The sequence below is a fragment of the Microbispora sp. H11081 genome (assembly GCF_012999535.1).
Classification (GTDB): Bacteria; Actinomycetota; Actinomycetes; order Streptosporangiales; family Streptosporangiaceae; genus Microbispora.
Genome location: NZ_JABBWV010000005.1, coordinates 192,858 through 216,426, shown reverse-complemented (window position 1 = coordinate 216,426; position 23,569 = coordinate 192,858). Strand labels below are relative to the sequence as shown.

27 protein-coding genes are annotated in these 23,569 nt (G+C 70.5%); 14 read left to right on the top strand and 13 right to left on the bottom strand.

The window, feature by feature from the left end:
* Nucleotides 1–4: 4 nt before the first annotated feature.
* Nucleotides 5–796, bottom strand: coding sequence for a deoxyribonuclease IV (locus HHX31_RS15895; protein ID WP_169949048.1), 792 nt, complete (start codon nucleotides 794–796; stop codon nucleotides 5–7).
* Nucleotides 797–980: 184 nt separating this feature from the next.
* Between HHX31_RS15895 and HHX31_RS15890 the strand changes: the two genes are divergently transcribed.
* On the top strand, nucleotides 981–1,157 hold the full coding sequence (locus HHX31_RS15890) for a hypothetical protein (RefSeq protein WP_169949047.1): 177 nt from the start codon (nucleotides 981–983) through the stop codon (nucleotides 1,155–1,157).
* Between the two features lie 55 nt (nucleotides 1,158–1,212).
* Here the strand turns inward: HHX31_RS15890 and HHX31_RS15885 are convergent, their stop codons facing one another.
* A complete protein-coding gene (locus tag HHX31_RS15885; protein WP_169949046.1) occupies nucleotides 1,213–1,545 on the bottom strand; it encodes a hypothetical protein in 333 nt (110 codons plus the stop codon).
* A gap of 182 nt (nucleotides 1,546–1,727) precedes the next feature.
* On the opposite strand from HHX31_RS15885, the gene rpsF reads away from it, so the two are divergent.
* From rpsF to HHX31_RS15850, 7 genes are all read left to right on the top strand, one after another.
* The gene (gene rpsF / locus HHX31_RS15880) at nucleotides 1,728–2,018 is read left to right on the top strand and encodes a 30S ribosomal protein S6 (protein ID WP_030508619.1); all 291 of its coding nucleotides are present in this window, start codon (nucleotides 1,728–1,730) and stop codon (nucleotides 2,016–2,018) included.
* A gap of 101 nt (nucleotides 2,019–2,119) precedes the next feature.
* Complete coding sequence (locus tag HHX31_RS15875; RefSeq protein WP_169949045.1) at nucleotides 2,120–2,659, top strand: single-stranded DNA-binding protein; 540 nt, start codon at nucleotides 2,120–2,122, stop codon at nucleotides 2,657–2,659.
* Between the two features lie 89 nt (nucleotides 2,660–2,748).
* On the top strand, nucleotides 2,749–2,985 hold the full coding sequence (gene rpsR, locus HHX31_RS15870) for a 30S ribosomal protein S18 (RefSeq protein WP_030508621.1): 237 nt from the start codon (nucleotides 2,749–2,751) through the stop codon (nucleotides 2,983–2,985).
* Between the two features lie 18 nt (nucleotides 2,986–3,003).
* The gene (gene rplI, locus HHX31_RS15865; protein ID WP_169949044.1) at nucleotides 3,004–3,450 is read left to right on the top strand and encodes a 50S ribosomal protein L9; all 447 of its coding nucleotides are present in this window, start codon (nucleotides 3,004–3,006) and stop codon (nucleotides 3,448–3,450) included.
* Nucleotides 3,451–3,628: 178 nt separating this feature from the next.
* Entirely contained in the window at nucleotides 3,629–4,510 is an 882-nt protein-coding gene (locus HHX31_RS15860; RefSeq protein WP_169949043.1) for an ABC transporter substrate-binding protein, read from the top strand.
* Nucleotides 4,507–5,415 carry an amino acid ABC transporter permease gene (locus HHX31_RS15855; protein WP_311931817.1) on the top strand — a complete coding sequence of 303 codons (909 nt, stop codon included), beginning with the start codon at nucleotides 4,507–4,509 and terminating at the stop codon, nucleotides 5,413–5,415. Before HHX31_RS15860 ends, HHX31_RS15855 begins: the two co-directional genes overlap by 4 nt.
* Nucleotides 5,412–6,155, top strand: a complete 744-nt coding sequence (locus tag HHX31_RS15850) for an amino acid ABC transporter ATP-binding protein (protein ID WP_169949041.1) — start codon at nucleotides 5,412–5,414, stop codon at nucleotides 6,153–6,155. The genes HHX31_RS15855 and HHX31_RS15850 overlap by 4 nt, the downstream gene beginning before the upstream one ends.
* A 2-nt stretch (nucleotides 6,156–6,157) precedes the next feature.
* Here HHX31_RS15850 and HHX31_RS15845 read toward each other — a convergent pair whose 3' ends face one another.
* Nucleotides 6,158–7,486 (bottom strand): MATE family efflux transporter, encoded by a 1,329-nt coding sequence (locus HHX31_RS15845; protein ID WP_169949040.1) that lies wholly within the window; start codon nucleotides 7,484–7,486, stop codon nucleotides 6,158–6,160.
* Between the two features lie 289 nt (nucleotides 7,487–7,775).
* On the opposite strand from HHX31_RS15845, the gene dnaB reads away from it, so the two are divergent.
* On the top strand, nucleotides 7,776–10,631 hold the full coding sequence (gene dnaB, locus HHX31_RS15840; RefSeq protein ID WP_396711080.1) for a replicative DNA helicase: 2,856 nt from the start codon (nucleotides 7,776–7,778) through the stop codon (nucleotides 10,629–10,631).
* Between the two features lie 36 nt (nucleotides 10,632–10,667).
* Here dnaB and HHX31_RS15835 read toward each other — a convergent pair whose 3' ends face one another.
* Nucleotides 10,668–11,222, bottom strand: a complete 555-nt coding sequence (locus tag HHX31_RS15835) for a PadR family transcriptional regulator (protein WP_169949039.1) — start codon at nucleotides 11,220–11,222, stop codon at nucleotides 10,668–10,670.
* 91 nt (nucleotides 11,223–11,313) lie between these two features.
* Here HHX31_RS15835 and HHX31_RS15830 point away from each other — a divergent pair, with 91 nt between their 5' ends.
* Entirely contained in the window at nucleotides 11,314–11,871 is a 558-nt protein-coding gene (locus HHX31_RS15830) for a hypothetical protein (protein WP_169949038.1), read from the top strand.
* Nucleotides 11,872–11,886: 15 nt separating this feature from the next.
* Complete coding sequence (locus HHX31_RS15825) at nucleotides 11,887–13,203, top strand: carotenoid oxygenase family protein (RefSeq protein ID WP_169949037.1); 1,317 nt, start codon at nucleotides 11,887–11,889, stop codon at nucleotides 13,201–13,203.
* Nucleotides 13,204–13,207: 4 nt separating this feature from the next.
* On the opposite strand, the gene HHX31_RS15820 is transcribed toward HHX31_RS15825, so the two are convergent.
* The 5 genes from HHX31_RS15820 to HHX31_RS15800 all read right to left on the bottom strand — a co-directional run bounded on the left by HHX31_RS15820 (nucleotide 13,208) and on the right by HHX31_RS15800 (nucleotide 17,060).
* The gene (locus HHX31_RS15820) at nucleotides 13,208–13,942 is read right to left on the bottom strand and encodes a metallophosphoesterase (protein WP_169949036.1); all 735 of its coding nucleotides are present in this window, start codon (nucleotides 13,940–13,942) and stop codon (nucleotides 13,208–13,210) included.
* A gap of 91 nt (nucleotides 13,943–14,033) precedes the next feature.
* Nucleotides 14,034–14,498, bottom strand: a complete 465-nt coding sequence (locus HHX31_RS15815; RefSeq protein WP_169949035.1) for an SRPBCC family protein — start codon at nucleotides 14,496–14,498, stop codon at nucleotides 14,034–14,036.
* Between the two features lie 75 nt (nucleotides 14,499–14,573).
* Nucleotides 14,574–15,356 carry a helix-turn-helix domain-containing protein gene (locus tag HHX31_RS15810; protein ID WP_169949034.1) on the bottom strand — a complete coding sequence of 261 codons (783 nt, stop codon included), beginning with the start codon at nucleotides 15,354–15,356 and terminating at the stop codon, nucleotides 14,574–14,576.
* A 70-nt stretch (nucleotides 15,357–15,426) separates the two neighbouring features.
* Nucleotides 15,427–16,176 (bottom strand): ABC transporter permease, encoded by a 750-nt coding sequence (locus HHX31_RS15805; RefSeq protein WP_169949033.1) that lies wholly within the window; start codon nucleotides 16,174–16,176, stop codon nucleotides 15,427–15,429.
* Nucleotides 16,173–17,060 (bottom strand): ABC transporter ATP-binding protein, encoded by an 888-nt coding sequence (locus tag HHX31_RS15800; protein WP_169949032.1) that lies wholly within the window; start codon nucleotides 17,058–17,060, stop codon nucleotides 16,173–16,175. The genes HHX31_RS15805 and HHX31_RS15800 overlap by 4 nt, the downstream gene beginning before the upstream one ends.
* Nucleotides 17,061–17,193: 133 nt before the next feature.
* Between HHX31_RS15800 and HHX31_RS15795 the strand changes: the two genes are divergently transcribed.
* The 3 genes from HHX31_RS15795 (at nucleotide 17,194) to dnaN (ending at nucleotide 20,488) form a co-directional block, all read left to right on the top strand.
* Nucleotides 17,194–18,690: a sensor histidine kinase gene (locus HHX31_RS15795; protein ID WP_211589777.1), complete on the top strand. Its 1,497-nt coding sequence runs from the start codon at nucleotides 17,194–17,196 to the stop codon at nucleotides 18,688–18,690.
* Nucleotides 18,681–19,328, top strand: a complete 648-nt coding sequence (locus HHX31_RS15790; protein ID WP_169949030.1) for a response regulator transcription factor — start codon at nucleotides 18,681–18,683, stop codon at nucleotides 19,326–19,328. The genes HHX31_RS15795 and HHX31_RS15790 overlap by 10 nt, the downstream gene beginning before the upstream one ends.
* 68 nt (nucleotides 19,329–19,396) lie before the next feature.
* Nucleotides 19,397–20,488: a DNA polymerase III subunit beta gene (gene dnaN / locus HHX31_RS15785; protein WP_169949029.1), complete on the top strand. Its 1,092-nt coding sequence runs from the start codon at nucleotides 19,397–19,399 to the stop codon at nucleotides 20,486–20,488.
* Nucleotides 20,489–20,577: 89 nt separating this feature from the next.
* Here dnaN and HHX31_RS15780 read toward each other — a convergent pair whose 3' ends face one another.
* The 4 genes from HHX31_RS15780 to HHX31_RS15765 all read right to left on the bottom strand — a co-directional run bounded on the left by HHX31_RS15780 (nucleotide 20,578) and on the right by HHX31_RS15765 (nucleotide 23,529).
* Nucleotides 20,578–21,267, bottom strand: a complete 690-nt coding sequence (locus HHX31_RS15780; RefSeq protein ID WP_169949028.1) for a FadR/GntR family transcriptional regulator — start codon at nucleotides 21,265–21,267, stop codon at nucleotides 20,578–20,580.
* Between the two features lie 97 nt (nucleotides 21,268–21,364).
* Complete coding sequence (locus tag HHX31_RS15775; protein WP_249346066.1) at nucleotides 21,365–22,630, bottom strand: helix-turn-helix transcriptional regulator; 1,266 nt, start codon at nucleotides 22,628–22,630, stop codon at nucleotides 21,365–21,367.
* Nucleotides 22,631–22,825: 195 nt separating this feature from the next.
* Nucleotides 22,826–23,356, bottom strand: coding sequence for a PH domain-containing protein (locus HHX31_RS15770; RefSeq protein WP_169949026.1), 531 nt, complete (start codon nucleotides 23,354–23,356; stop codon nucleotides 22,826–22,828).
* The gene (locus tag HHX31_RS15765; protein ID WP_169948885.1) at nucleotides 23,353–23,529 is read right to left on the bottom strand and encodes a hypothetical protein; all 177 of its coding nucleotides are present in this window, start codon (nucleotides 23,527–23,529) and stop codon (nucleotides 23,353–23,355) included. Before HHX31_RS15765 ends, HHX31_RS15770 begins: the two co-directional genes overlap by 4 nt.
* Nucleotides 23,530–23,569 lie beyond the last annotated feature (40 nt).

Genomic DNA, 23,569 nt, shown 5'->3' with positions numbered 1-23,569 from the left:
GCGACTACAGGTGCTTGCGGAGGTACGCGATGTCGTCGGCCTGGCCCTCGAACGGCGTCTCCACCACGATCGGCGCCCCGGCCGTCCGGCAGACCTCCAGGATCGACTCGGGGTCGATCTGCCCGCTGCCGAGGTTGGCGTGCCGGTCCGCGCCGGAGTCGAAGGCGTCCCGCGAGTCGTTGCAGTGGACGAGGTCGATGCGGCCGGTGATCGCCATCACCCGCTCCACGAGCCCGGCGAGCTCCTCGCCGCCCGCGTGGAAGTGGCAGGTGTCCAGGCAGAAGCCGACGACGGAGGGGTCGGGGGCGCCGGCCGTCACCGCGTCCCACAGCCGGGCGATGCGCTCCAGCTTGCGCGCCATCGCGTTGCCGCCGCCGGCCGTGTTCTCGATCAGCACGGGGATCGGGCACTCGGTGCGCTCGAAGACCTTGCGCCAGTTGTCGTAGCCGACCTGGGGGTCGTCGCCCGCGTTGACGTGCCCGCCGTGGACGATCAGGCCCTTGGCGCCGATGGCCGCCGCCGCCTTGAGGTGGGAGTCGAGCAGCTTGCGGCTCGGGATTCGGATGCGGTTGTTCGCCGTGGCCACGTTGATGACGTACGGCGCGTGCACGTAGACGTCCACGTCCGAGGCGCGCAGGGCGTCGGCGGTGGCGGGCGTCACCGGGCTCTTCCACCCCTGTGGATCGCCGAGGAAGAACTGCACCACGTCGGCGTCGCGGGCGGCCGCGTGCGCGAGCGGGTCGTCCTGGTCGACGTGGGCCCCGATCCGCGGGCGGGCGCCGATGTGGCTGTCCATGCCGTTCCTCCAACACTGCTTGCCTGGATGAGAAGGGGGGCCGCCGAGCGAAGGGCGAACTCTAGGCGCTCTCCAAGAGCGTTTCAAGAGGACTCGCTGTTTCAGGGGCGCGAATCAGGGCAGTCGCGTCTCACGCGCCCCCAGAACCCGCGCGCGATACTACTTCGTCGTCAAGGAGACGAGCATGAGATATCGCTTAGGCAGCTTCCTCCTTCTCATCTACATCCTCGTCGGCCTCTACGTGGCCTGGGTTCACGACTACATCACCCCCACCCTCCTCAGGCAGGTCGCCCAGGCCCTGATCGCGGTCTTCCTGTGGTTCCTCGTGCTGCTCGGCGTCGACCTGCACATCGGCGGCTGAGCGGCCGGCACTCAGCCGCTCCTTAGCCGCTCCCCAGCCGCCGCTCAGCCGCTGTTCAGCCGCGCAGGGAGAACCCGCGGGGGAAGAAGCCGCCGTGCGCGATCCCCAGCGCGGCGCCCACGAACGACGCCACGACCCCCACGATGATCAGCGCGCGCTGTCTGGTGGTCGACGAGACGAACTGGGCGTAGAGCCCGCCCCAGAACCCGATCGCGCCGATCCACGACGCGATCATGTGAGCCATCACGATGAAGCCCGTGACGAACGCCACCAGGCCGCATACCAGCGTCGCGATAGTCATCGCGTTCTCCGCCGGATGCGGCCTGCCGTCCGTGTTCAACGTGAGGTGGACGGGGTGCCTTCTCTTCCTGCCGATGGTGTCTGACATAGCGCCTCCCCCTCTCCGACCTCCAGTTTCACTCTTCGGAACGGGCGAGGCCAAGGGGCTGGTAGCCTTGTTCGACTGCGTCTGATATGGGCCGGGGGCATCACCGCCCGGCCGGAGCGCAGGGTCCTCCTGTCACGGCAAGGTGTCGTGACCGCAAGAGTCCAGAGGAGGTTGGATCACTCATGCGTCGCTACGAGATGATGGTCATTCTCGACCCGTCCCTCGACGAGCGCACTGTGCAGCCGTCGCTCGACCAGTTCCTCACCGTCGTACGCAACGACGGTGGCACCGTGGAGAAGGTCGACGTCTGGGGCCGTCGCCGCCTGTCCTACGACATCGCCAAGAAGTCCGAGGGCATCTACGCCGTGGTCGACCTGACCGCCGAGCCCGCCACCGTGAAGGAGCTGGACCGCCAGCTCAACCTGAACGAGGGCATCCTCCGCACCAAGGTCATCCGCCCCGAGCTTCACTGAGCTCCACTGGCAGAACCCGAAGCCCGGCGGTTTGTCGGGCCCGGGCCGTACTCTGAGCCTCTGACGGCTCAGCTGACGGGATAGGAAGGCGAAAGCGACCGATGGCAGCAGGCGACACACAGATCACCATCGTCGGCAACCTTGTCGACGACCCGGAGCTGCGCTTCACCCCGACGGGGCAGGCCGTGGCCCGGTTCCGCATCGCGTCCACTCCGCGGTTCCTCGACAAGCAGACCAACGAGTGGAAAGACGGCGAGGGCCTGTTCCTCACCTGCAACGTCTGGCGGCAGGCGGCGGAGAACGTCGCCGAGAGCCTCCAGCGCGGCATGCGGGTGATCGTGCAGGGACGGCTGCGCCAACGGTCGTACGAGACCAAGGAAGGCGAGAAGCGCACGGTCTACGAGGTCGAGGTCGACGAGGTCGGCCCCTCGCTGCGCAACGCCACGGCGAAGGTCAACAAGACCTCGCGCCAGGGCGGTGGCGGCGGCTTCGGTGGCCCGGCCAACGACCCGTGGGCGACCGCGGCGCCCGCTCCGCAGGGGGGCTACGGCTCCGGTGGCGGTGGCGGTGGCGGCTTCGGCGGCCAGCAGCAGGGCGGTGGCGGCTTCGGCGGCGACTTCAGCGACGAGCCGCCCTTCTGAGGTCCTGGGACCCTTCCGGATCCCACCAACCGTAATCACAACCGAGCGACCATTCCCGCTTCATGCGGGGCTCTGAGAGGAGCACCACGATGGCGAAGCCGGCAATCCGCAAGCCTAAAAAGAAGGTTTGCCTTTTCTGCCACGACAAGATCTCCTACGTCGACTACAAGGACACGGGGCTGCTGCGGAAGTTCATCTCCGACCGCGGCAAGATCCGTGCCCGCCGGGTGACGGGCAACTGCACCCAGCACCAGCGCGACGTGGCGACCGCTATCAAGAACGCTCGTGAGATGGCCCTGCTGCCGTACACGAGCACCGCGCGCTGAGAAAGGAGACTCAGGACAATGAAGCTCATCCTCACCACTGAGGTCTCCGGCCTCGGCGCCCCTGGCGACATCGTCGAGGTCAAGGACGGCTACGGCCGCAACTACCTCATTCCCCGCGGCTTCGCGATCCGCTGGACCCGCGGCGCCGAGTCGCAGGTCGCCTCGCTGAAGAAGGCGCGGGCCAACCGTGAGATCCGCGACCTGGGTGCGGCCAAGGAGGTCGCCGGCCAGCTCGGCGCGCTCAAGGTGCAGCTCAAGACCCGCGCGGGCGACTCGGGCCGGCTGTTCGGCTCGGTCACGACCGGCGACATCGCCGACGCCGTCAAGGCCGCGGGCGGTCCGCAGCTCGACCGCCGTCGCATCGAGATCGGCAACGCGATCAAGAGCGTCGGCACCCACAAGGTGAGCGTCCGGCTCCACCCGGAGGTCGCCGCCACCGTCAACATCGAGGTGGTCGCGGGCTGACACCCGCCGCAGTTCGTCGAGGGCCCCTCTCCGCTCGCCGGGGAGGGGCCCTTCGCGATCCTTGCCCGCAGGGGAGAGACGAAGATTCCCCCCAGGTAAACGCGGGTTATACGGAACGCTAGTATCTTGCCGTCCGATTTAGCGGATTTCGTGGATAGTCCCCCTGATGGAGGCTGTTATGCGCCGTCCTACTCTCCTGCTGGCGTCCGGCGCCCTCGTGCTGGCGGCGGCCGCCTGCGCGCCGGCGAACGACACCTCCACCTCCGCGAGCGGCGCCCCGAGCGCCGCCGGCTCCGCGGCGGCCGACGTGTGCGCGAAGGAGAGCCTGAAGCTCACCACTCCGGGCAAGCTCACGATCGGCACCGACAAGCCCGCGTACGAGCCGTGGTTCAAGGAGGACGACCCCGCCAACGGGCAGGGCTTCGAGAGCGCCGTCGCCTACGCGGTGGCCGGGAAGCTGGGCTTCACCAGGGACGAGGTCGCCTGGACGGTCGTGCCGTTCGACTCGTCGTTCGCGCCGGGGCCGAAGCAGTTCGACTTCGACGTCAACCAGATCTCGATCACCCCGAGCAGGGCCAAGGCCGTCGACTTCAGCCAGGGCTACTACACGGTCAAGCAGGGCGTGGTGGCGCTCGGCGGCACGAAGTTCGCCTCCGCCACGAGCCTCGCCGAGCTCAAGGACGCCAAGATCGGCGTCCAGGCCGGCACGACCGCGCTGGAGGCGGTGCGGTCGGTCATCCAGCCCGGCAAGGATCCGAGCGTGTACAACCAGCAGGTCGACGCGGTCAACGCGCTGAAGAACAAGCAGATCGACGCCATCGTCGTCGACCTGCCGACCGCCTTCTACGTCACCGCAGCCCAGGTGGAGGGCTCGAAGATCGTCGGTCAGTTCGCGGCCAACAGCGGCGAGCCGGAGGAGTTCGGCCTGCTGTTCCAGAAGGGCAGCCCGCTGGTGAGCTGCGTCGACAAGGCGCTCGGCGAGCTCAAGTCGTCCGGTGAGCTGGCGCAGATCGAGAGCCAGTGGCTGACCGCCGCCGCCGGCGCGCCGGAGCTGAAGTGACCGACGGGCAATCCGCCGGCTCACCCGTGCCGACGGGAGACGCCGAGCGGGCGGAGCCTGTGTGGGTGAAGAGCGAGCGGCAGCTCCGCCGGGAGGCGGAGCTGCGCGCCCGTGGGCGGCGGTCGGTCTCGGTCGCCACCGCGTCCACGATCGTCGTGATGGTCGCCCTGGTCGCCGGGATCACCTCGTCGCCGGGGTGGCCGCGGGTTCAGGAGTTGTTCTTCAGCCCCCAGGCGTTCGTCGACGCGCTGCCCGACGTGCTGCGCGGGTTCCTGCTCAACATCAAGATCTTCCTCATCGCCGAGGTGTTCATCCTGGTGGTGGGGCTCCTCGTCGCGCTGGTGCGCGGCCTGCGCTCGCCGGTGTTCTTCCCGCTGCGCGCGCTGGCCGTGCTCTACACCGACGTCTTCCGCGGCATCCCGACCATCCTGCTCATCTACCTGGTCGGCTTCGGCATCCCGGCGCTCCAGTTGCAGGGCACACCGAGCGACCCGGTCACGCTCGGCATCATCGCGCTCGTGCTGTCCTACGGGGCCTACGTCGCGGAGGTGTTCCGGGCGGGCATCGAGTCGGTGCACCCCAGCCAGCGGGCGGCGGCGCGGTCGCTGGCGCTGAGCCACGGCCAGACCATGCGCCACGTGGTGCTGCCGCAGGCCGTGCGCCGGGTGGCCCCGCCGCTGCTCAACGACTTCGTGTCCCTGCAGAAGGACAGCGCGCTGGTCTCCGTGCTGGGCCCGCTGGAGGCGCTGCGGCAGGCGCAGATTCACGTCGCCTCTTCCTTCAACTACACGCCCTACCTGGTCGCCGCGCTGCTGTTCATCGGGCTGACGGTGCCGCTCGCGCGGTTCACCGACCATCTCGCCACGCGGATCGCCCGGCGGCAGACGGGAGGCGGCACGGCATGAGCCTGCTCACGATCGAGGGCGTCTGGAAGCATTACCACGGGCTGAGCGTGCTGCGCGGAATCGACCTGGAGGTCGCGCCGCACGAGGTGGTCTGCCTGATCGGGGCGTCCGGCTCGGGCAAGTCGACGCTGCTGCGCTGCGTCAACCTGCTGGAGACGATCGACGACGGCGCGATCCACCTGGACGGCGTGGAGATCACCGACGTGCGGGCGGACGCGGACGACGTGCGCCGCCGCATCGGCATGGTGTTCCAGGCGTACAACCTGTTCCCGCACATGACCGTGCTCGACAACATCACGCTCGCGCCCCGCAAGGTGCACGGCGTGCGGCCGGAGGAGGCCGAGGCCAGGGCGCGGGAGCTGCTCGACCGGTTCGGGCTGGCCGACAAGGCGGGGGAGTATCCCGACCGCCTGTCCGGCGGCCAGCAGCAGCGGGTGGCGGTCATCCGCGCGGTCGCGACCGACCCCCGCCTGCTGCTGCTCGACGAGGTCACCTCCGCGCTCGACCCCACGCTGGTCACCGAGGTGCTCGGCGTGATCCGCGAGCTCAAGGAGACCGGGATGACGATGATCCTGGCCACCCACGAGATGGGCTTCGCCCGCGACATCGCCGACACCGTGTGCTTCCTCGAAGGCGGCGTGCTGCTGGAGAGCGGCCCGCCCGAGCAGATCTTCAGCGCGCCCGAGCACCCCCGCACCCGTGCGTTCCTCCAGCGCGTGCTCGAGGCCCGCCGCATGTGACGTCAGGCGGTCGTCCGGGACGCCCCGGTGACCATCCAGGCGGTGCCGTACGCGCGCAGGGAGAGCGTGACGAGCCGGGCGGCCATCCACGCGCCGAGCGCGACCCACAGGCCGACGAGGCTGCCGGCGACGGCGGCGAACGGCAGATAGGCCAGCGTCGTCCACAGGCCCGCCCAGGCGAGGTAGCGCTGGTCTCCGGCCCCGATGAGGACCCCGTCCAGCACGAACACGACGCCCGCGACCGGCTGCAGGAGCGCGACCGGCCACAGTACGGCCAGCAGTTCGGCGGCGGCCTCGCCGTGCGCGTCGAACAGGCCGGGGACGAGCGGGCGCGCCAGCAGGACGGCGGCGCAGAAGACGACTCCGCAGGCGACGCCCCACATGACCATGCGCCGGGTGGCCGCCCGGGTGCCGACGGTGTCGCCCGAGCCCAGCGCGCGGCCCGTGATGGCCTGCCCCGCGATGGCGATGGCGTCGAGGGCGAAGGCGAGGAACGTCCAGATCCGGACGGCGATCGTGTGCGCGCCGATCTGGTCGTCGCCCATCCGCGTGGCGAGCGAGGTGGCGACGAGCAGCACGGCCTGCAGGCATGCCGTACGGACGACCAGGGCGAACCCGGCGGCGCCCGCGGCCCGCACCCCGGCGAGGTCGGGCAGCAGCGAGGCCCCGTGCGCGCGGGCGGCCCGCACGACGATGACGAGGTAGGTGGCGGCGGCCAGGGACTGGGCGATGACCGTGCCCCAGGCGGAGCCGGCGAGCCCCCAGCCCAGGCCGAGCACGAACCAGATGTTGAGCAGCCCGTTGAGCGCGAACGACGCGACGGACACGAGCAGCGGCGTGCGGGTGTCCTGCAGCCCGCGCAGGACTCCGGTGCCGGCGAAGATCAGCAGCATGGCGGGGATGCCCAGGAGGCTGATGCGCAGGTAGGTGACGGCCTGCGCGGCGAGCTGGCCGGTCGCTCCGAACAGGTGTACGATAAACGGAGCAAGAGGCCAGCACGCCACGCTGACGGCCAGGCCGATGATCGCGGCCAGCCACAGGCCGTCCATCCCCTGGCGCATCGCCTGCCTGACGTCTCCCGCCCCCAGCCTCCGCGCCACCGCGGCGGTGGTGGCGTACGCGAGGAACACGCACAGCCCGACGAGAGCGGACAGGGCCGCGCTGGCGACGCCGAGAGCGCCGAGCGCAGGATCGGGGAGGTGGCCGACGATGACGGAGTCGGTGAGCAGGAACAGCGGCTCGGCCACCAGTGCCCCGAATGCCGGGATCGCGAGCCGGAGGATCTCCCTGTCGTGGGCGCGGCCGTGTCCGGATCCCGAGGTAAGAGGCATAAACCTATTTTGCGGCTTACGGAGTCATGCTCGTTCGGTATCGAGAACTTCCGCGACTTTCTTCCTTCCACAGGCCGTGGATATCGAAATCCCAGGTGAGAGAGGACTTCCACGACGCGGCCACATCTCTGTCCACAGGCTCGTCCCCAGGGTTTTCACATGTCCCACGTACGGACTGCACACGTTGTCCACAGGGTTGTCCACTGGTCAAGTTGCTCCTCACCCCTGTGCTTGGGGAGACTTGCGCACCGGACTGGTGATGCTGTGACCACCGGGCAGGGGGTGTGAGGTGAGCGTGCTCGACTTCCCGGGGGGACCGGGAGGCTCGGACGCGATGTTCGAGCGGACGCCGCCGCACAACATCGAGGCCGAGCAGTCGGTGCTGGGCGGCATGCTGCTGTCCAAGGATGCCATCGCCGACGTCATCGAGGTGCTGCGCGCCGACGACTTCTACCGGCCGGCCCACCAGATCGTCTTCGAGGTGATCACCGACCTGTACGGCCGGGGCGAGCCCGCGGACTCCGTGACCGTCTTCGACGAGTTGCAGAAGCGCGGCGAGGTCGCCAGGGTCGGCGGCGGCGCCTACCTGCACACGCTCACCGCGATCGTGCCCACCGCCGCGAACGCCGGCTACTACGCGAAGATCGTCAGGGAGCAGGCCGTCCTGCGCCGCCTCATCGAGGCCGGCACCCGCATCGTGTCCTACGGGTACGGCGGCCAGGGCGAGGAGGTCGACGACCTGGTCGACCGCGCGCAGGCCGAGATCTACAAGGTCACCGAGCGCCGCACCTCGGAGGACTATCTCCCGCTGTCGGAGATCATGCCGGCGGCGCTGGACGAGATCGAGGCCATCGGCAGCCGCGGCGGCCAGATGGTCGGCGTGCCCACCGGCTTCCAGGACCTCGACGCCCTGACGAACGGCCTCCACCCCGGACAGATGATCGTCGTCGCCGCTCGTCCTGCCATCGGAAAGGCGTTGGCCCTCGACACACCGCTGCCCACCCCCGATGGGTGGACCACGATGGGCGAGGTGGAGGTCGGTGACCATCTCATCGGCGCCGACGGACGCCCGACGCGTGTCGTGGCGGCCACGGACGTCATGGTGGACAGGCCCTGCTACGAGGTCGAGTTCAGCGACGGCACGGTCATCGTGGCCGACGCCCAGCACCAGTGGCGTACGAGCACGCGGGCCGGCCGCCGGCAGCGCTCGGAGAGCAGAACAAGCCATTACTGGTCCTCCGCCGCGCTGCGGAAGGTGGAGGACGCCAACGCCGCGGCTCTGACGCTTCCCGACGAGCTCATCACTCATCGGGAGGCGCTGGCCGTCGTGGGCTCGCAGTTCCGCAACGTGCTGCACACGGTGGAGCGCGTGGTCGGATCGGCGGGGAAGGCGCCCCGCCCGGTGAACGGCCCGGCCCGTAGCTATGTCTGGAACACGCCCGTGTACTCGCGCAGGCGGCTCTTCGAGAGCCTGAACGAGCACGTGCGCAAGCCGAGGAACGCGGCCACGACCGCCATCCGCGGCGACGTCGTGACCACCGAGCAGATCGCCGCGACTTTGCGCTGCGCCTCGTCGGGCAACCGCCCGAACCACGCTGTGGCCGTCGCGGAGGCGTTCGACCTGCCCGAGCGGGAGCTGCCCCTCTCGCCGTACGCTCTGGGCGTCTGGCTCGGGGACGGCCACAGCGACCGCGCGATGATCACGACCGTCGAGCCCGAGATCGTCGCCCAGCTCGAGTCCGAGGGCCTGCGAGTGGACCAGCTGAGCACAGGCATCGCCTATGCGCTGAAGCTTCCCGAGCCGGAGCGTCCCTGCGTCGTCTGCGGAGCGCTTTTCATGCCCAAGACCCCTCAGATGCGGGTGTGCGGACGGTCCTGTGCGGACATGGCGAGCTCCGTGATGACTTCCGTGGCCCCGCCGAGCTGCGTCGACTGTGGCAAGCCTTCGTCAGGCCGGTGGCGATGCCAGGATTGCGACGACCACGGCAGCGTGCAGGCGGTCCTGCGCGGCCTCGGCGTGTTCGGTGGCAAGCACATTCCGGCGGCGTACCTGCGCGCATCCGAACGCCAGCGGCGGGATCTGCTGGCCGGGCTCCTCGACACCGACGGTTATGTGAACCGTGGCGGGCAGGTGCAGCTCTCGCTGACGAACCGCAGGCTCGCGGAGGACGCCCTGGAGCTTGTGCTCAGCCTCGGCTACAAGGCCACGATGAGGACGAAGCCCGTCAAGGGCAGGACCGCGAAGTCGTCCACCTGCTACATGATCAACTTCACTCCGGCGGAGAAGGTCTTCCGGCTCGCGCGGAAGGCCGACAGGCAGGTGACGAAGGCCCATCCGACCACGCGGGTGCGTTACATCGTGGATGTTCGCCCGGTGTCTTCCGTCCCGGTGAGGTGTGTGGAGGTGGACAACGCCGACCATATGTATCTGGCCGGCAGGTCATGCATCCCCACGCACAACTCGACTTTGGGTCTGGATTTCGCCCGATCTGCGGCGATCAAGCATGGGATGACCACAGTCGTCTTCTCGCTTGAAATGTCGCGCAACGAGATCACCATGCGTCTGCTGTCGGCCGAGGCGCGGGTGGCGCTGCACACCATGCGCTCGGGCACGATGAGCGACGACGACTGGACGCGGATGGCCCGCCGCATGGGCGAGGTCGCCGAGGCGCCGCTGTTCATCGACGACTCCCCGAACATGTCGATGATGGAGATCCGGGCGAAGTGCCGCCGCCTCAAGCAGCGTCACGACCTGCGGTTCGTCATCGTCGACTATCTCCAGCTGATGAGCTCGCCGAAGAAGACCGAGAGCCGCCAGCAGGAGGTCTCCGAGCTCTCCCGGGCCCTGAAGCTGCTGGCCAAGGAGCTGGAGGTGCCGGTCATCGCGATCTCCCAGCTCAACCGTGGTCCCGAGCAGCGTACGGACAAGCGCCCGCAGGTGTCAGACCTACGCGAATCGGGATCGATCGAGCAAGATGCCGACATGGTCATCCTGCTGCACCGGGAGGACGCGTACGAGCGGGAGTCGCCGCGCGCGGGCGAGGCGGACCTGATCGTGGCCAAGCACCGTAACGGTCCGACCGCCACGGTCACGGTGGCCTTCCAGGGCCACTACAGCCGCTTCGTGGACATGGCCACCCACTGACGGTGCAGCTCCGGTGGCGCGGTCACGGGGTGTTCGTCACTCCGCCGCGGCGTGCCCCGCTTTCTGCTGCTCCAGCGCCGCCACCCGGGCGGCCGCCCACTCGGCCCAGTCGCGCTGCGCGGCGGTCAGGCGCAGGCCCCACTCCAGGGCGATGTCGCCGTACATGCGCAGCGCGTCGTCGCCCTGGCTGATGACGGACTCGCGGACGCCGCGGAGCTGGTCGTGCTCGTGGACGGCCTGCTGGGCCAGCCGCTCCAGGTAGCCGCGGGCGGCGTCGGCGTCGACCTGGTCGAGGAAGAAGACGCGGAGCAGCATGTCGTTGCGCCGGGACAGGTTGGGCGCCACCTCGACCAGCCAGTGGCGCAGCTCGGCGAGGCCCTCCTCGGTGATCTCGTACTCCTTGCGTCCTCGCGGGCCCTCCGACACGACGCGCACCAGACCTTCCTTGGCCAGCCGGCCGAGCTCGCCGTAGAGCTGGCTCTGGGTGGCGGGCCAGACCTCGGCCAGGGAGATCTCGAAGGTCTTCAGCAGGTCGTACCCGCTGGCGGGCCCGGCGGACAGGAGGCCGAGCGCGGCGTGACGAAGGCTCATGGGCCCGATCCTACATTCCTGTGTTGACATGTCACACCTGGAGGTTCTACTTTCGACATGTCACTAATGGAATGTCGCTGAAGGAACCCCGGTGCTCCGCTACGTCCTCACCTTCCTCCCCTGGATCGCCTTCGCCGTTCTCAGCACGAACGGTGAGGCCAGATTCGGAGCCGCGGCCGCGCTCCTCGTCTCGATCGTGCTGCTCGCCGCCGACCGCAGGGCCGGCCGGGGCTGGGACGAGCTGGTCGTCGAGCTCAGCTCGGGGGTCTTCTTCGCCGGTCTCACGCTCGCCGCATTCACGGTCTCGCCGGCGCCGTTCGGCGAGTACGGCCCGGCCGTGTCCGTGGCGTGGCTGGCCCTCACCGCGTGGGGGTCGCTGGCCATCGGCAAGCCGTTCACGCTGGGCATCGCCCGTCGGACGACCGCTCCCGAGATCCACGCGACCCCGCTGTTCTACCAGGTCAACGCCGTGATCACCGCCGTGTGGGCGGTGGGCTTCACCCTCAACGCCGCCGGCCTCGCCCTGCTGCTCGCCTTCGCCCCGCACGCCACCGCCGCGATCGTCGCGGTGAAGGTCTGCGGCTTCGCCCTGCCGGCCCTGTTCACCATCCGCTACCCCCAGATCGTCCGCGCCCGCTACGCCGCCTGAAGGGAGTCCCCCGACATGACCGAGACCACCGCCTCCTACCTGACCGGCCGGCTTGCCCCGGTGCCCGACGAGATCGACGCCCTCGCCCTGGCCGTCGAGGGGACCCTGCCGCCCGAGCTCACCGGCCGCTACTTCCGCAACGGCCCCAACCCGCGTCCCGGCGAGGATCCCGGGCACTGGTTCGTCGGCCACGGAATGATCCACGGCATCCGGCTGCGCGACGGGCGGGCCGAGTGGTACCGCAACCGCTGGGTGCGCACCACCCGCCTCGACGGCGCGCCCTACGTGGGCGAGCGCGGCGTGGATCTCGCCGCCGTCCCCGCCAACACGCACGTCATCCGGCACGCCGACAAGATCCTCGCGCTCGTGGAGAACGGCCTGCCTTACGAGATGACGCCGGAGCTCGACACGGTCGGCCCGTGCGACTTCGGCGGCCGGCTCGCCACGGCGATGACCGCGCACCCGAAGGAGGACCCGGTCACGGGGGATCTGCACTTCTTCGGGTACGGCTGGGCGGAGCCCTACCTCACCTATCACCGCCTGTCCGCGGCCGGCGAACTGGTGGAGAGCAGGCCGGTGGACGTCCCCGGGCCCACCATGGCCCACGACTTCGCGATCACCGAGCACCACGTGGTGTGGCTCGACCTGCCGGTCGTGTTCGACTTCGACCTGGTGGGCCGGGGCATGCCGTACCAGTGGGACGACTCCTACGGCGCCCGGCTGGGCGTGATGAGCCGCGCGACCGGCGACGTGCGGTGGTTCGAGATCGACCCCTGCTACGTCTTCCACGTCGGCAACGCGAGCGAGGACGAGCACGGGCGCGTCGTCGTCGACGCGGTGCGCTACTCGCCCGGGGCGTTCTGCGGCTTCTGGCCGACCATCGGCGGCGTGGCCAACCCGGTCGCCCACACCGGCGGCGCGGCCCTGCACCGCTGGGTTCTCGACCCGGCCACCGGCATCGCCAAGGACGAGCAACTCGACGACCTGGCCGTCGAGTTCCCCACGATCAACGAGACCCGTACGGGCCTGACCAGCCGTTACATCTACGCGGTCAGCAAGGGCGCGATCGTGAAGTACGACACCGCGACCGGTGCGAGCCGGGCACACCGGACAGGCGAGAGCTCGCCCGGTGAGGCCGTGTTCGTCCCCGCCGCGGGCGCGCAGGCCGAGGACGAGGGGTGGCTGCTGTCGATCGCGGGCACCGACCACGGCGCGGAACTGCTGGTGCTCGACGCGTCCGACCTGGCGCGCGTGGCGTCCGTACGGCTGCCGCGCCGGGTGCCCGCCGGGTTCCACGGCTCGTGGATCCCCGACGAGGGCCCCGCCGCCTGACGGGTCAGGGCACGGCCCGGTAGTGGGTGGTGATCCGGCCGTCGTCGAGCACGTGCAGGGCGACGGCCGGCGGCAGGTCGTAGTCGACCGGGGGGTGCGCCGACGTCTCGGACGGCAGCAGCGCGGTGCTGACCACTCCCGGCGCGACCAGCAGCGGCAGCCCGGCGAACGTCGTGGCCGCCGCCGTGTGGGCGTGCCCGGCCAGCACCGCGATGGCGTGCGGGTGGCGGCCCAGGACCTCGGCCAGCCCTTCCGGCCGCCCGAGCCGGATCCCGTCCACGTACGGGATGCCGAGCGGGACGGCGGGGTGGTGCATGCCGACGAAGGCCGGCACGCCGGGCGTGGCGGCGAGCACGGAGTCGAGCCAGGCCAGGGTGTCGTCGTCCAGCGCGCCATCGGGCCGCCCGGGGATGCTGGAGTCGCACAGCGCGATCGTCGCGTGGTCGAGGTTGAGCGCCTGGTTGACCGGGTGGTCGCCGTCCTGCTCCAGCAGGACCTTGCGGAGGGGGCCGCGCGCGTCGTGGTTGCCTGGACACAGCACGAGCGGCACGTCGTCGCCGGAGATCAGCTCACGGACGATCTCGTACTCCTCCATCGCGCCGTGGTCCGCCAGGTCGCCGGTGAGCACGATGGCGTCGGGCCGCAGTGAACGGACGTAGTCGAGCGCGCGTGCGGCGCGCGAGGTGTTCCTCTCGCTTCCGTCGATGTGGATGTCGCTGACGTGCGCCAGCACGAGCATGTGCTACCTCCTGGCGATGATGGGGAGCTTCAGCTTCTCACGCGAGAGGACGGCGAAAAGGGGTGACGAGCGCCAGATTGGCTGAAGTCACTCAGATGCCGCCGGCGGACCGTACGGCCAGCCGTTCGGCGAGGATCCCGGCCCTGGCGAGCTGGACCTTGCGCGCCTGGCCCGCCGCGAAGCCCAGCAGGAACCGGGACGCGCTCACGTCCAGCCGGTCGTCCACCCGGGTGCCGCCGTCCTGCGGGGACAGGTCGAACCGGTAGTCCAGGCGTACGCCGCCGGGGCTGCGCACCTTCCCGTGTACGGACGATCCCTCGGCCGTGCGCTCGGTCAGCAGCGTGACGGCGATCGGGTTGTCGTACGACAGGCCGAGGAAGCGGAACCGTTCGACGGAGGTGTACCGCACGACCCCGGGCTCGGACCTGTCGACGTCCCGCACGGCCACCACGAGCGGTGACAGGCCGATGTAGCTCTCGGGCGTCGTGAGGTGCTCGAAGACCTCCTCAGGCGAGGCGTCCACGTGGAACGTGTTGGTCAGCACCCGTGTGGGCATCCTGCTCTCCCCTTGTCCGCGGGCCCCGGCGAGGGAATTGTGGCAGGCCGTGATCGCCGCGCGGACGCCGGTTGATCACGAAAGGAGGACGGCGGCCGTCGCGGCGTCGGCCGGATAGAACGACTCGATGGCCAGCTCGGAGACGGTGATGTCGAGCGGGGTGCCGAAGGTCGCCACGATGCTGAAGAACGACAGCTCCCGCCCGCCCCGCCGCACCCGCAGCGGCACGAGGATGTCCCCGGGGCCGGGCAGTTCCACCTCGGGCTCGGGCTGGTCGCAGGGGTAGCCGCGCAGTTCGGCGTACAGCTCGGAGAGCCGTGGGTCGGCGGTTAGCGTGATCTGCCGGCGCAGCCGCCCGAGCAGGTGCGCCCGCCACTCACCCAGGTTGAGGATGTGCGGGGCGAGCCCTTCCGGGTGGAGGCTCGCCCTCAGCACGTTGCCGAGCAGGTCGGGGTCGATCCCATCCGCGAGCAGGGAGATGCCCTCGTTGGCGTCGACGAGGTCCCAGGCGCGGTCCACCACCACGGCCGGATAGGGGTCGTGGGCCGACAGCAGCCGCCGTACCGCGTCGTACACGGCGGCCATCCCCGGCGAGTCGAGCGGCGACTCGGTGTAGACGGGGGCGTATCCGGCGGCCAGCAGCAGGTGGTTGCGCTCGCGGAGCGGAAGGTCGAGGTGCTCGGCGAGGTGGAGCACCATGTCGCGGCTGGGGGCGGCCCGGCCGGTCTCCAGGAAGCTGATGTGCCGCGTGGAGATCTCGGCCCGGTTGGACAGTTCGAGCTGGCTCAGCCGCCGGTGCTCGCGCCACTGGCGCAGGAGCTCGCCGAACGGCCGCTGACGGAGCGTGGCGACGGTCACGGCCCCGACGCTATCCGCTCGCCGATCGGCCCGGCGATTACCCGTGAGGTAAGCGCGGGGCCGAGTACGGCTACTGCCACCGGAACAGCCGGGCGGCGGCGAGGCCGGCGGCCAGCGCCCAGACCGCCAGTACGGCGAGGTGGAGCGGCTCGGGGGCCTGCCCGCCCAGCGTGTGGACGAGGCTCCGGCCGAAGGCGCCGGTGGGGGTGAAGTCGCTGATCCGGCGCAGGAGCTCCGGCATGAGCTGCGGGGGCAGCCACATGCCGGCGATGAACAGCAGGGGGAACATGAGGGCCGCCCCCGCGCCCTGGACGACCCGGGAGTTGGGCGCCACGGCGGCGAGCAGCAGTCCGAGGGCGAGCATGGCGACCGATCCGAGGACGAAGACCGCCACGAACGCCAAGGGCGCCCCGGGCAGCGGCACTCCGAGGACGAGGTGGCCCACGGTGAGCGTCAGCGCGGTCGCCACGACCCCCGCCACCACGTTGACGAGCAACTGGGCGGACAGCAGCGACCCCGGCCGCACCGGCGTGGTGGACATCCGCCGCAGCACCCCGCGCTCCCGGTAGAGCACCAAGGCGGACGGCAGCGTGCTGAACGCGAGCGTCACGATCGACAGCAGGATCATCATGCCGGTGAACGGCGCGTCCACGTAGCGCTGCCCGCCCAGCGCGGGGTCGGCGTCACGGAAGCCGGGAATCGTGCCGCCGAGCGCGAGCAGCAGCCCCAACGGCAGCACGACGACGAAGAACACCGCCACGGGCTCGCGGAGGAACAGCCGGGCCTCCACCGCCGCGAGCTTCCCGAATGCCTTGGTCATGACTCCTCCTGGCCGGTGAGAACGAGAAACGCGTCGTCGAGGGTGGTGCGCTCCATGCGCAGGTCCCGCATCAGGGCGGGGGGCAGCACGGCGGTGACCGCGCTCAGCACGTCGCTGGTGCCGGCGACCGTGACCAGCGCGCCGTTCCCGTCGCCGGTCCCTTCGCCGGTTACCGTGACGGACGTCACCTCGGGCAGCGCCCGAAGGCCGTCGACGGGCGCGTCGGTGTGGAAGACCAGACGCTGCTCGCCGTCGGCGCGGGCGGCCAGCCCCGCGGGGGTGTCCACCGCCCGCACGCGCCCATGGGAGATGACCGCGACCCGGTCGCACAGGCGCTCCACCTCCTCCATGAAGTGGGTCACGAGCAGGACGGTCACGCCGCGGTCCTTGATCCGGGTGACCATGTCCCACGTCTCGCGGCGGGCCCGCGGGTCGAGGCCGGTCGTGAGTTCGTCGAGTATCGCGATGCGCGGGTTTCCGACCAGCGCGAGCGCGACCGACAGCCGCTGGCGCTGGCCGCCGGACAGCTTGCCGAAGGACGCGCGGAGGTCGAGCCCGGCCTCCTCGGCCAGGGCCCGCCAGTCGGCCGGGCGGGAGTAGAACGAGGCGTAGAGCTCCAGTGCCTCCCCGACTCGGATCTTGTCGGGCAGCGAGCACTCCTGGAGTTGCACGCCGACCTGTTCCTTCAGGTCCGCGTCGACGGTGACGGTGCCGGAGGTGGGGGTCCGCAGCCCGGCGACGCACTCGACCGTCGTCGTCTTGCCGGCCCCGTTGCGGCCGACGATGCCGAAGACCTCCCCCTCCTCCACGGAGAACGACACGTCCTTGACCGCCACCCGCGTGCCGTACGTCTTGCGGAGGTGATCCACGGTGATGATTGCCATGCCGACGACGTTAGGAATCGGGCGGGCTGCCCGGAATGCGTCTGCGGACCCGGCGGGGGTGCACTTTTCCCCACCCCCATCGGGTGGCTCGGGCCACTGTGCCGCCCTGGCGGGAGCCCCCAGACTGGAGGGTATGACCGCAGCCCGTCAGACCCTCGTCGCCCTCGGCAGGGCCGCCGCCCTCGCCGGCCTCGCACTGCTGGGACAGGTGGCGGGCCTGCTGATGCTCGCCGCCGTGCTGCTCACCTTCCTGGTCGGCGCCGTCTTCGTCTTCCCCTCGGCCGTACGGCTCACGCGGGTGGTGACGCGGCTGCAGCGGGGGCTGGCCGCACGATGGTCGGGCGTCTCGATCGACGAGCCCTATCTGCCCGCGCCGCCCCCGCCGGTCCCGCAGGCCGACGGCTGGTACCGGGACGGCCGCACCCTGTACAAGAAGCCCACGATCCCCGCCTTCAACAAGCGGTGGAACTGGATGACCAAGGACCCGGCCACATGGCGCGACTTCGCCTTCGTCATGGGCGACGTGTGGATGGGCGGCCTGCTCGTCGCCGCGCCGCTGCTCGTGACCGCGTACGGCATCGTCCTCCTGGCCGGGGGCGACCCCACGGGCGTGCTCTGGATCCTGCCGGCGGTGAGCACGGCGTACTGGTACGCCCCGTGGGCCGTGCGGGCACACGGCACGATCGCCGCCGCGCTGCTCGGGCCCACGGAGAAGGCCAGGCTGGCCCGGCAGGTCAGCCACCTGGACGCGGTGCGGACCGAGGTCGTCGACTCGCAGGCGGCGGAACTGCGCCGCATCGAGCGTGACCTGCACGACGGCGCCCAGGCCCGCCTCGTCGCGATCGGCATGACGATCGGCGCGGCCGAGCAACTGCTGGAAAGCGACCCGAAGGCCGCGAGGGCACTGCTCGGCAAGGCCAGCGAGGCCTCGGCGACCGCGCTGCAGGAGATCCGGCGGCTGGTGCGCGGCATCCATCCCCCGGTGCTGGCCGAGCGTGGTCTCGGTGACGCCGTACGCGCCCTCGCCCTGGACAGCCCGCTGCGCGTCCACGTCACGGTCGACCTGCCGGAGCGCGCCTCCGCCCCGCTGGAGTCCGCGGCGTACTTCGCGGTGAGCGAGTTGCTGGCGAACGCCGCCCGCCACGGCGACGCGACCGAGGCGTGGGTGGACGTGAGCGCGCAGGGCCCGGCGCTGCGTGTGACGGTGACCGACGACGGCCGCGGCGGCGCGGACCCCGAGCGCGGCACCGGTCTGCACGGCATCGAACGCAGGCTCGGGGCGTTCGACGGCGTCCTCGCGGTGAACAGCCCTGTGGGCGGTCCGACCACGGCCGTCATAGAACTGCCGCGGGCGTTCCGGGTGCGGTCGGCGCCGGTGTCGGCGTGGCGTTACTTCGGCCGGATCTGCTGGGCGCTGTGGCCGATCGCGCTCTTCCCGCAGGGGCTGGTCGCGATGGGGTTCAAGCTGGCGGGGACGCCGGTGAAGTCCTGGTTCCTCGGCCTGCACGTGGCCGAGCCCTTCCAGTGGCCGGTCATCGTCGGCATGATTGCGCTCGGCGGCGGCCTGCTGGCCGTGGCGCTGACGACGACGGTGCGGAGCCGGGAAGCGGAGGGCGGCGGGTGCGGGTAGTTCTTGCGGAGGACCTGCATCTGCTGCGCGAGGGCCTGGTCGCCCTGCTGCGCGCCCACGGCTTCGACGTGGTCGCGGCGGTGGAGTCAGGCCCTGAGCTGCTCGCCGCGCTGGTCGGCGAGCGTCCGGACGTGGCCGTGGTCGACGTACGGCTCCCGCCGACCTTCACCGACGAGGGGCTGCAGGCCGCCCTGGCCGCGCGGCGGCAGGTGCCGGGGCTGCCGGTCCTCGTGCTGTCCCAGCACGTCGAGCAGCTGTACGCGAGGGAACTGCTGGCCGACGGGTCCGGCGGCGTGGGCTACCTGCTGAAGGACCGGGTGTTCAACGGCGAGCAGTTCGTCGACGCCGTACGCCGGGTCGCGGGCGGGGGGACGGCGATGGACCCCGAGGTGATCGCCCGGCTCCTGGCGAGCAACGCGCGCAACGAACCGCTCGGCCGGCTCACCCCGAGGGAGCGCGAGGTGCTGGAACTGATGGCGGAGGGCAGGTCCAACGCCGCGATCGGGCAGCGGCTGTTCCTCAGCGACAGCGCGGTGGGCAAGCACACGGCGAGCATTTTCGGCAAGCTCGGCCTGACGCCCTCCGACGACGACAACCGCAGGGTCCTCGCGGTGCTCGCCTTCCTCAACAGCAAGTAGCGCCACTGGGATTGTCAGTGCCTGCCGCTACTTTGGAGAGCGAGTCGTGGCGCAGGCAGGAGGCCGGCATGAAGGTCCAGGTGAACCGTGACGTGCTCGCCGACGCGGTGGCGTGGGCGGCCCGGGTGCTGCCCGCCCGGCCCGCGGTGCCCGTACTCGCGGGCCTGCTTCTGGAGGCGGGTGACGACCTGCGGGTGTCCGCCTTCGACTACGACGTGTCGGCCCGGGCCGACGTCGAGGCCGACGTCGCCGAGCCGGGGCGGGTGCTGATCCCCGGAAGGGTCCTGGCCGAGATCACCCGGAGCCTGCCCGCCCAGCCCGTCGAGATCGCCACGAGCGGGTCCGAGGCGGTGCTCACCTGCGGCAGCGTCGAGTTCAACCTGCTCACCATGCCCGACGAGGACTTTCCCGCGATGCCGCCGATGCCGCCGAAGGTCGGCGCCGTGGGCGGCGGCGTGTTCGCCGACTCGATCCGGCAGGTCGCGGCCGCCGCCAGCCGCGACGACACGCTGCCGATGCTGACGGGCGTCCGCGTGGACATCGAGGGCGTGCGGGTCGCGATGGCCGCCACGGACCGCTACCGCATCGCCGCGAGCGAGTTCCTGTGGCATCCCGAGCGGGAGGACGCGCGGCACGGCGTGGTCGTGCCGGCGCGGGTCCTGGTCGAGGTGGCCCGGTCGTTGCGCGGCGGCGAGGTGGCGATCGGTCTCGGCGACAACGTGGCCGGTTTCGAGAGCCAGGGCCGCACGACCACGGTGCGCCTGCTGGAGGACCAGTTCATCGACTACCGCTCCCGGCTGACCGGCGAGTGGGGCATCCACGCCGACGTGGCGGTGGCGCCGTTCGTGGAGGCCGTCAAGCGCGTCGCGCTGGTCGCCGAGCGCAACACCGCGGTCCGGCTGTCGTTCGCGCAGGGACAGGTGCAGATCAGGGCCGGGGGCGGTGACATCGGCCGGGGGTCGGAGATCGTGGCCGCCGAGCTTGAGGGTCCGGACATCGAGATCGCCTTCCAGCCCCATTTCCTGCTCGACGGGCTCGAAGGCGTGGGGACGGAGCGGGCACGGATCCACCTGGAGTCGCCGACGCGTCCCGCGCTGATCACCGACGAGGGCGAGGACCCGGGGTTCCGCTACCTCGTCATGTCCCTGCGGCTCGGCTGACCGTGCCGGCCTGATTGTGTCGGCCTTATGGTTCAAGCCTGATCGAAGCCCGCGGGCGCCGTCGGGGAAACGGACCCGCCGGGCGGGGATCAGGAGGTGAGGGTGGCGGAGTCGGTGAGGGCGATGAGGATGTGCTCCATGCACGCGTGGCCGGCCCGCTCCGCCGCGGTGGCGTCGCCGGCGACGATCGCGCGCACGATCGCGTCGTGGGGAATGTAGTTCTGCTCCAGGGAGCCGCCGGCAGCCGCGATGCTCGCCCGCAGCGCCGCCGAGAAGTCGACGTAGAGATCGATCAGCACCCGGTTGTGGGTGGCCTCGACGACCGCCACGTGGAAAGCGAGGTCGGCCTCGACGAACGCCTCGGGGTCGCCGTCCGACCACGCCTTCTCCCGTGCGGCGAGCGCGGCCTCGATCGAGGCGACGTCGCCGTCGGTCCGCCGCGTCGCCGCGAGGCGGGCCGCCTCGACCTCCAGGGCGCGACGGACCTCCAGGATCTCCAACTGCTCGGCGGCCCGCAGCCGCCTCGCCATCGCGCCCGACAGCTCACTGGTGGCCCGCACGTAGGTCCCGTCGCCCTGGCGGCATTCGAGCAGCCCGGCGTGGGTCAGCGCGCGGACCGCCTCACGAACCGTGTTCCTGCCGACCCCCAGATGCTCGGCGAGCACCGTCTCGGTGGGGATCTTGGCATGCATCTGCCAGGAGCCGGAGGTGATCTGCTCCTTGAGCTGGTCGATCACCTGGTCTACGAGAGACGCCCGCTGCGCCGTCCGCAGGCTCACGTCAGCCTCCTTCGGGTTGCCAATCATCCGATGATGGAATGAGTGGTAGACCCTTATTATTCCAGAGCCCCCGGAACAGGTCCGGAGGCCCGGGAGGCTATCGAGCGAGCACCGTCGTGGTCAGGGCACCCGGTATGTTCACCCGGATCCCGACCGCTTCCAGGGCTCTACGATATGCCCCTGACTGCCGGTCGAGGACACCGGCCCGGCCCCACAGGTCGCCCAGCGTGCGCCAGGCCCGGGCGGTCTCCCGGTCGGGCGTCGCGACGTCCAGCAGGTCGTGTGCCCGCTCCAGCGAGAGAGCCGGATCTTCGGACCGTGCCAACGCGGCCTCGGCGAACACCAGATGCGCGGCGGCCGCGAGGGTCCCCTTAACGCCGTCCAACAGATGCAGTGCTCCGTCGGCGTATTCGGCTGCGGATTCCGTGTCTCCGGTCCGCAGGAGTACCGAACTCAGCGCCAGGAGGCTCCGCGCGTGATCCTGCCGTTCGGCCGGGAACTCCGCGAAGACCTCGGCCGCGGACCGCGCGAGCGCGTTGGCTCGGTCCAAATCGGTGTTCCCCGGATCCGCCGCGGCGAGACGAGCCCAGTGCATCGCGATGCGGGCGCGGCGTACGGCGATCCTGGCCGGGCGGCCTGCGGCGATGGCGTCCTCGGCGAGCTGCACGGCCAGCGCCGAGTCCTCGCCCTCCGCCGCCGTCACGCTCGCCTGCCACAGCGCGAGGACCTCCGTGCTGCGGTCGCTCGCTCGCTCAGGGCCCGCCGCCGACAGAACCTGCCCGACGTACGGCAGGCCGGTCTCGGCCTCGACCAGCGCGAGCGCCAGCTCCACGGCCAGCTCGCCCTCGGTCACGCCGAGCCGGTCGACCTGACCGAGCGCGTGCGCGCCGAGGTCCCGTGCCCGCAGCCGGTCGCCGGCCCGCTGGTAGCAGCGGCACAGCGCGATGGTCAGCGGCAGGTCGGCGAGGCGCTCGGGGTGCGCGGCGGCCTCGCGACGCAACCGCTCGTACGCCTCGACGGCCCGGCTCAGGCGGCCCTGCGCCTCCATCGCCCGTGCCACGCCGAGCCGCGCGTGGGCGGCGAGCATCGCGTTGTCCTCACCCGCCGCCTGGACGATCTCGGTGAAGCGTTCTGCGGCCACGGCGGGATCGCCGTGATACAGCTCGAGCTCGGCATGTCGGAGGCCGAGCTCGGTGTCGATGCGCTGCCTGGGTTCTATCCCGTGGAGAAGGAACTCGGTGGTGCATCCGAGTCGCTCGGCAAGTAACCGGGCGACGACCGGCGTTGGCGTCCGCTTTCCGGACTCGATGAGTGAGACGTAGCTGTCGGATAGGTCTGGTCCGGCCAACTGGGCCTGCGACATGCGCCTGCTCAACCGCAGTCCGCGGACGCGGTCACCGATGGTTCCCTGACTCGGCATCTGATCTCTCAGGGCGGGGGAAGGGTCAATAGTGTCGCCATAATGGCACGAAGCGAGCGAATCGTGTAACCCTCCGTCAGGAATAACGACGGTGTAGGTTCGATCACGGTGACGAGATACCGGACGGCCGGGCCGTCGTCAGTCGTCGTCCCCATCCTTGCTGGGGAAGATCATCTGACAGACCTCCAGATACAAGGTCTCGGGATAGGGGATGTGGGGGACGGTGCGCAGGGCCTGGTCCTGGCCGGCCGACTCCATCACGAACTCGCCATAGCCGAGCATGCGGCCGAGGAGCGAGCGCTGGAAGCTCATGTCGGTGACCTTGCTCAGGGGCATCATCGCGACCTTGCGCGTGATCAGGCCGGTGGTGAGAAGCATGCGCTGGGAGGTGACGACGAAGTAGTCGACCGACCACTCCGCGACCTTCCATACGAAACGGACGAGCAGGAGGAGCCAGGCCCACCAGACGAGGGCGAGGGCCTGGCTCGCCCCGTTGTCACTGAGGAACTTGCTGAGGATCCCGGCGACGACGAGCCCTCCGAAGATCTCGGCGATCGGGCGCAGCAGCACGGCGGGGTGGCGCCGCACCATGATGACTTGGTGTTCGTGGGGGAGGAGGTAACGGTTGACCGACGACGGGGCGGAGTCCCCGTGGGTCACAAGTCTCATGACAGGGTGGCGAAGAACTGCGCCATCGAGTCGGCCGCGCTGACGATTCCGTTGAAGGCTCCGTGGACGGTGTGGGCCGCGTCAGTCGGTCTCGTGAGCAGGTAGAACCCCGCCGACACGATGAGCGTCCACTTGACTACTTTCTTTGCTTGCAACGCCGTCACCACTCCCATGACCAATACATTACCCAGACGCCCCGTTTGGTAAAGCGGC

What these genes read in the sequence shown, in the direction of transcription:
- HHX31_RS15895 (WP_169949048.1), bottom strand. Translation starts at nt 796, where the DNA reads ATGGACAGCCACATCGGCGCCCGCCCGCGGATCGGGGCCCACGTCGAC.
- HHX31_RS15890 (WP_169949047.1), top strand. Translation starts at nt 981, where the DNA reads ATGAGATATCGCTTAGGCAGCTTCCTCCTTCTCATCTACATCCTCGTC.
- HHX31_RS15885 (WP_169949046.1), bottom strand. Translation starts at nt 1,545, where the DNA reads ATGTCAGACACCATCGGCAGGAAGAGAAGGCACCCCGTCCACCTCACG.
- rpsF (WP_030508619.1), top strand. Translation starts at nt 1,728, where the DNA reads ATGCGTCGCTACGAGATGATGGTCATTCTCGACCCGTCCCTCGACGAG.
- HHX31_RS15875 (WP_169949045.1), top strand. Translation starts at nt 2,120, where the DNA reads ATGGCAGCAGGCGACACACAGATCACCATCGTCGGCAACCTTGTCGAC.
- rpsR (WP_030508621.1), top strand. Translation starts at nt 2,749, where the DNA reads ATGGCGAAGCCGGCAATCCGCAAGCCTAAAAAGAAGGTTTGCCTTTTC.
- rplI (WP_169949044.1), top strand. Translation starts at nt 3,004, where the DNA reads ATGAAGCTCATCCTCACCACTGAGGTCTCCGGCCTCGGCGCCCCTGGC.
- HHX31_RS15860 (WP_169949043.1), top strand. Translation starts at nt 3,629, where the DNA reads ATGCGCCGTCCTACTCTCCTGCTGGCGTCCGGCGCCCTCGTGCTGGCG.
- HHX31_RS15850 (WP_169949041.1), top strand. Translation starts at nt 5,412, where the DNA reads ATGAGCCTGCTCACGATCGAGGGCGTCTGGAAGCATTACCACGGGCTG.
- HHX31_RS15845 (WP_169949040.1), bottom strand. Translation starts at nt 7,486, where the DNA reads ATGCCTCTTACCTCGGGATCCGGACACGGCCGCGCCCACGACAGGGAG.
- HHX31_RS15835 (WP_169949039.1), bottom strand. Translation starts at nt 11,222, where the DNA reads ATGAGCCTTCGTCACGCCGCGCTCGGCCTCCTGTCCGCCGGGCCCGCC.
- HHX31_RS15825 (WP_169949037.1), top strand. Translation starts at nt 11,887, where the DNA reads ATGACCGAGACCACCGCCTCCTACCTGACCGGCCGGCTTGCCCCGGTG.
- HHX31_RS15820 (WP_169949036.1), bottom strand. Translation starts at nt 13,942, where the DNA reads ATGCTCGTGCTGGCGCACGTCAGCGACATCCACATCGACGGAAGCGAG.
- HHX31_RS15815 (WP_169949035.1), bottom strand. Translation starts at nt 14,498, where the DNA reads ATGCCCACACGGGTGCTGACCAACACGTTCCACGTGGACGCCTCGCCT.
- HHX31_RS15805 (WP_169949033.1), bottom strand. Translation starts at nt 16,176, where the DNA reads ATGACCAAGGCATTCGGGAAGCTCGCGGCGGTGGAGGCCCGGCTGTTC.
- HHX31_RS15800 (WP_169949032.1), bottom strand. Translation starts at nt 17,060, where the DNA reads ATGGCAATCATCACCGTGGATCACCTCCGCAAGACGTACGGCACGCGG.
- HHX31_RS15795 (WP_211589777.1), top strand. Translation starts at nt 17,194, where the DNA reads ATGACCGCAGCCCGTCAGACCCTCGTCGCCCTCGGCAGGGCCGCCGCC.
- dnaN (WP_169949029.1), top strand. Translation starts at nt 19,397, where the DNA reads ATGAAGGTCCAGGTGAACCGTGACGTGCTCGCCGACGCGGTGGCGTGG.
- HHX31_RS15775 (WP_249346066.1), bottom strand. Translation starts at nt 22,630, where the DNA reads ATGTCGCAGGCCCAGTTGGCCGGACCAGACCTATCCGACAGCTACGTC.
- HHX31_RS15770 (WP_169949026.1), bottom strand. Translation starts at nt 23,356, where the DNA reads ATGAGACTTGTGACCCACGGGGACTCCGCCCCGTCGTCGGTCAACCGT.
- HHX31_RS15765 (WP_169948885.1), bottom strand. Translation starts at nt 23,529, where the DNA reads ATGGGAGTGGTGACGGCGTTGCAAGCAAAGAAAGTAGTCAAGTGGACG.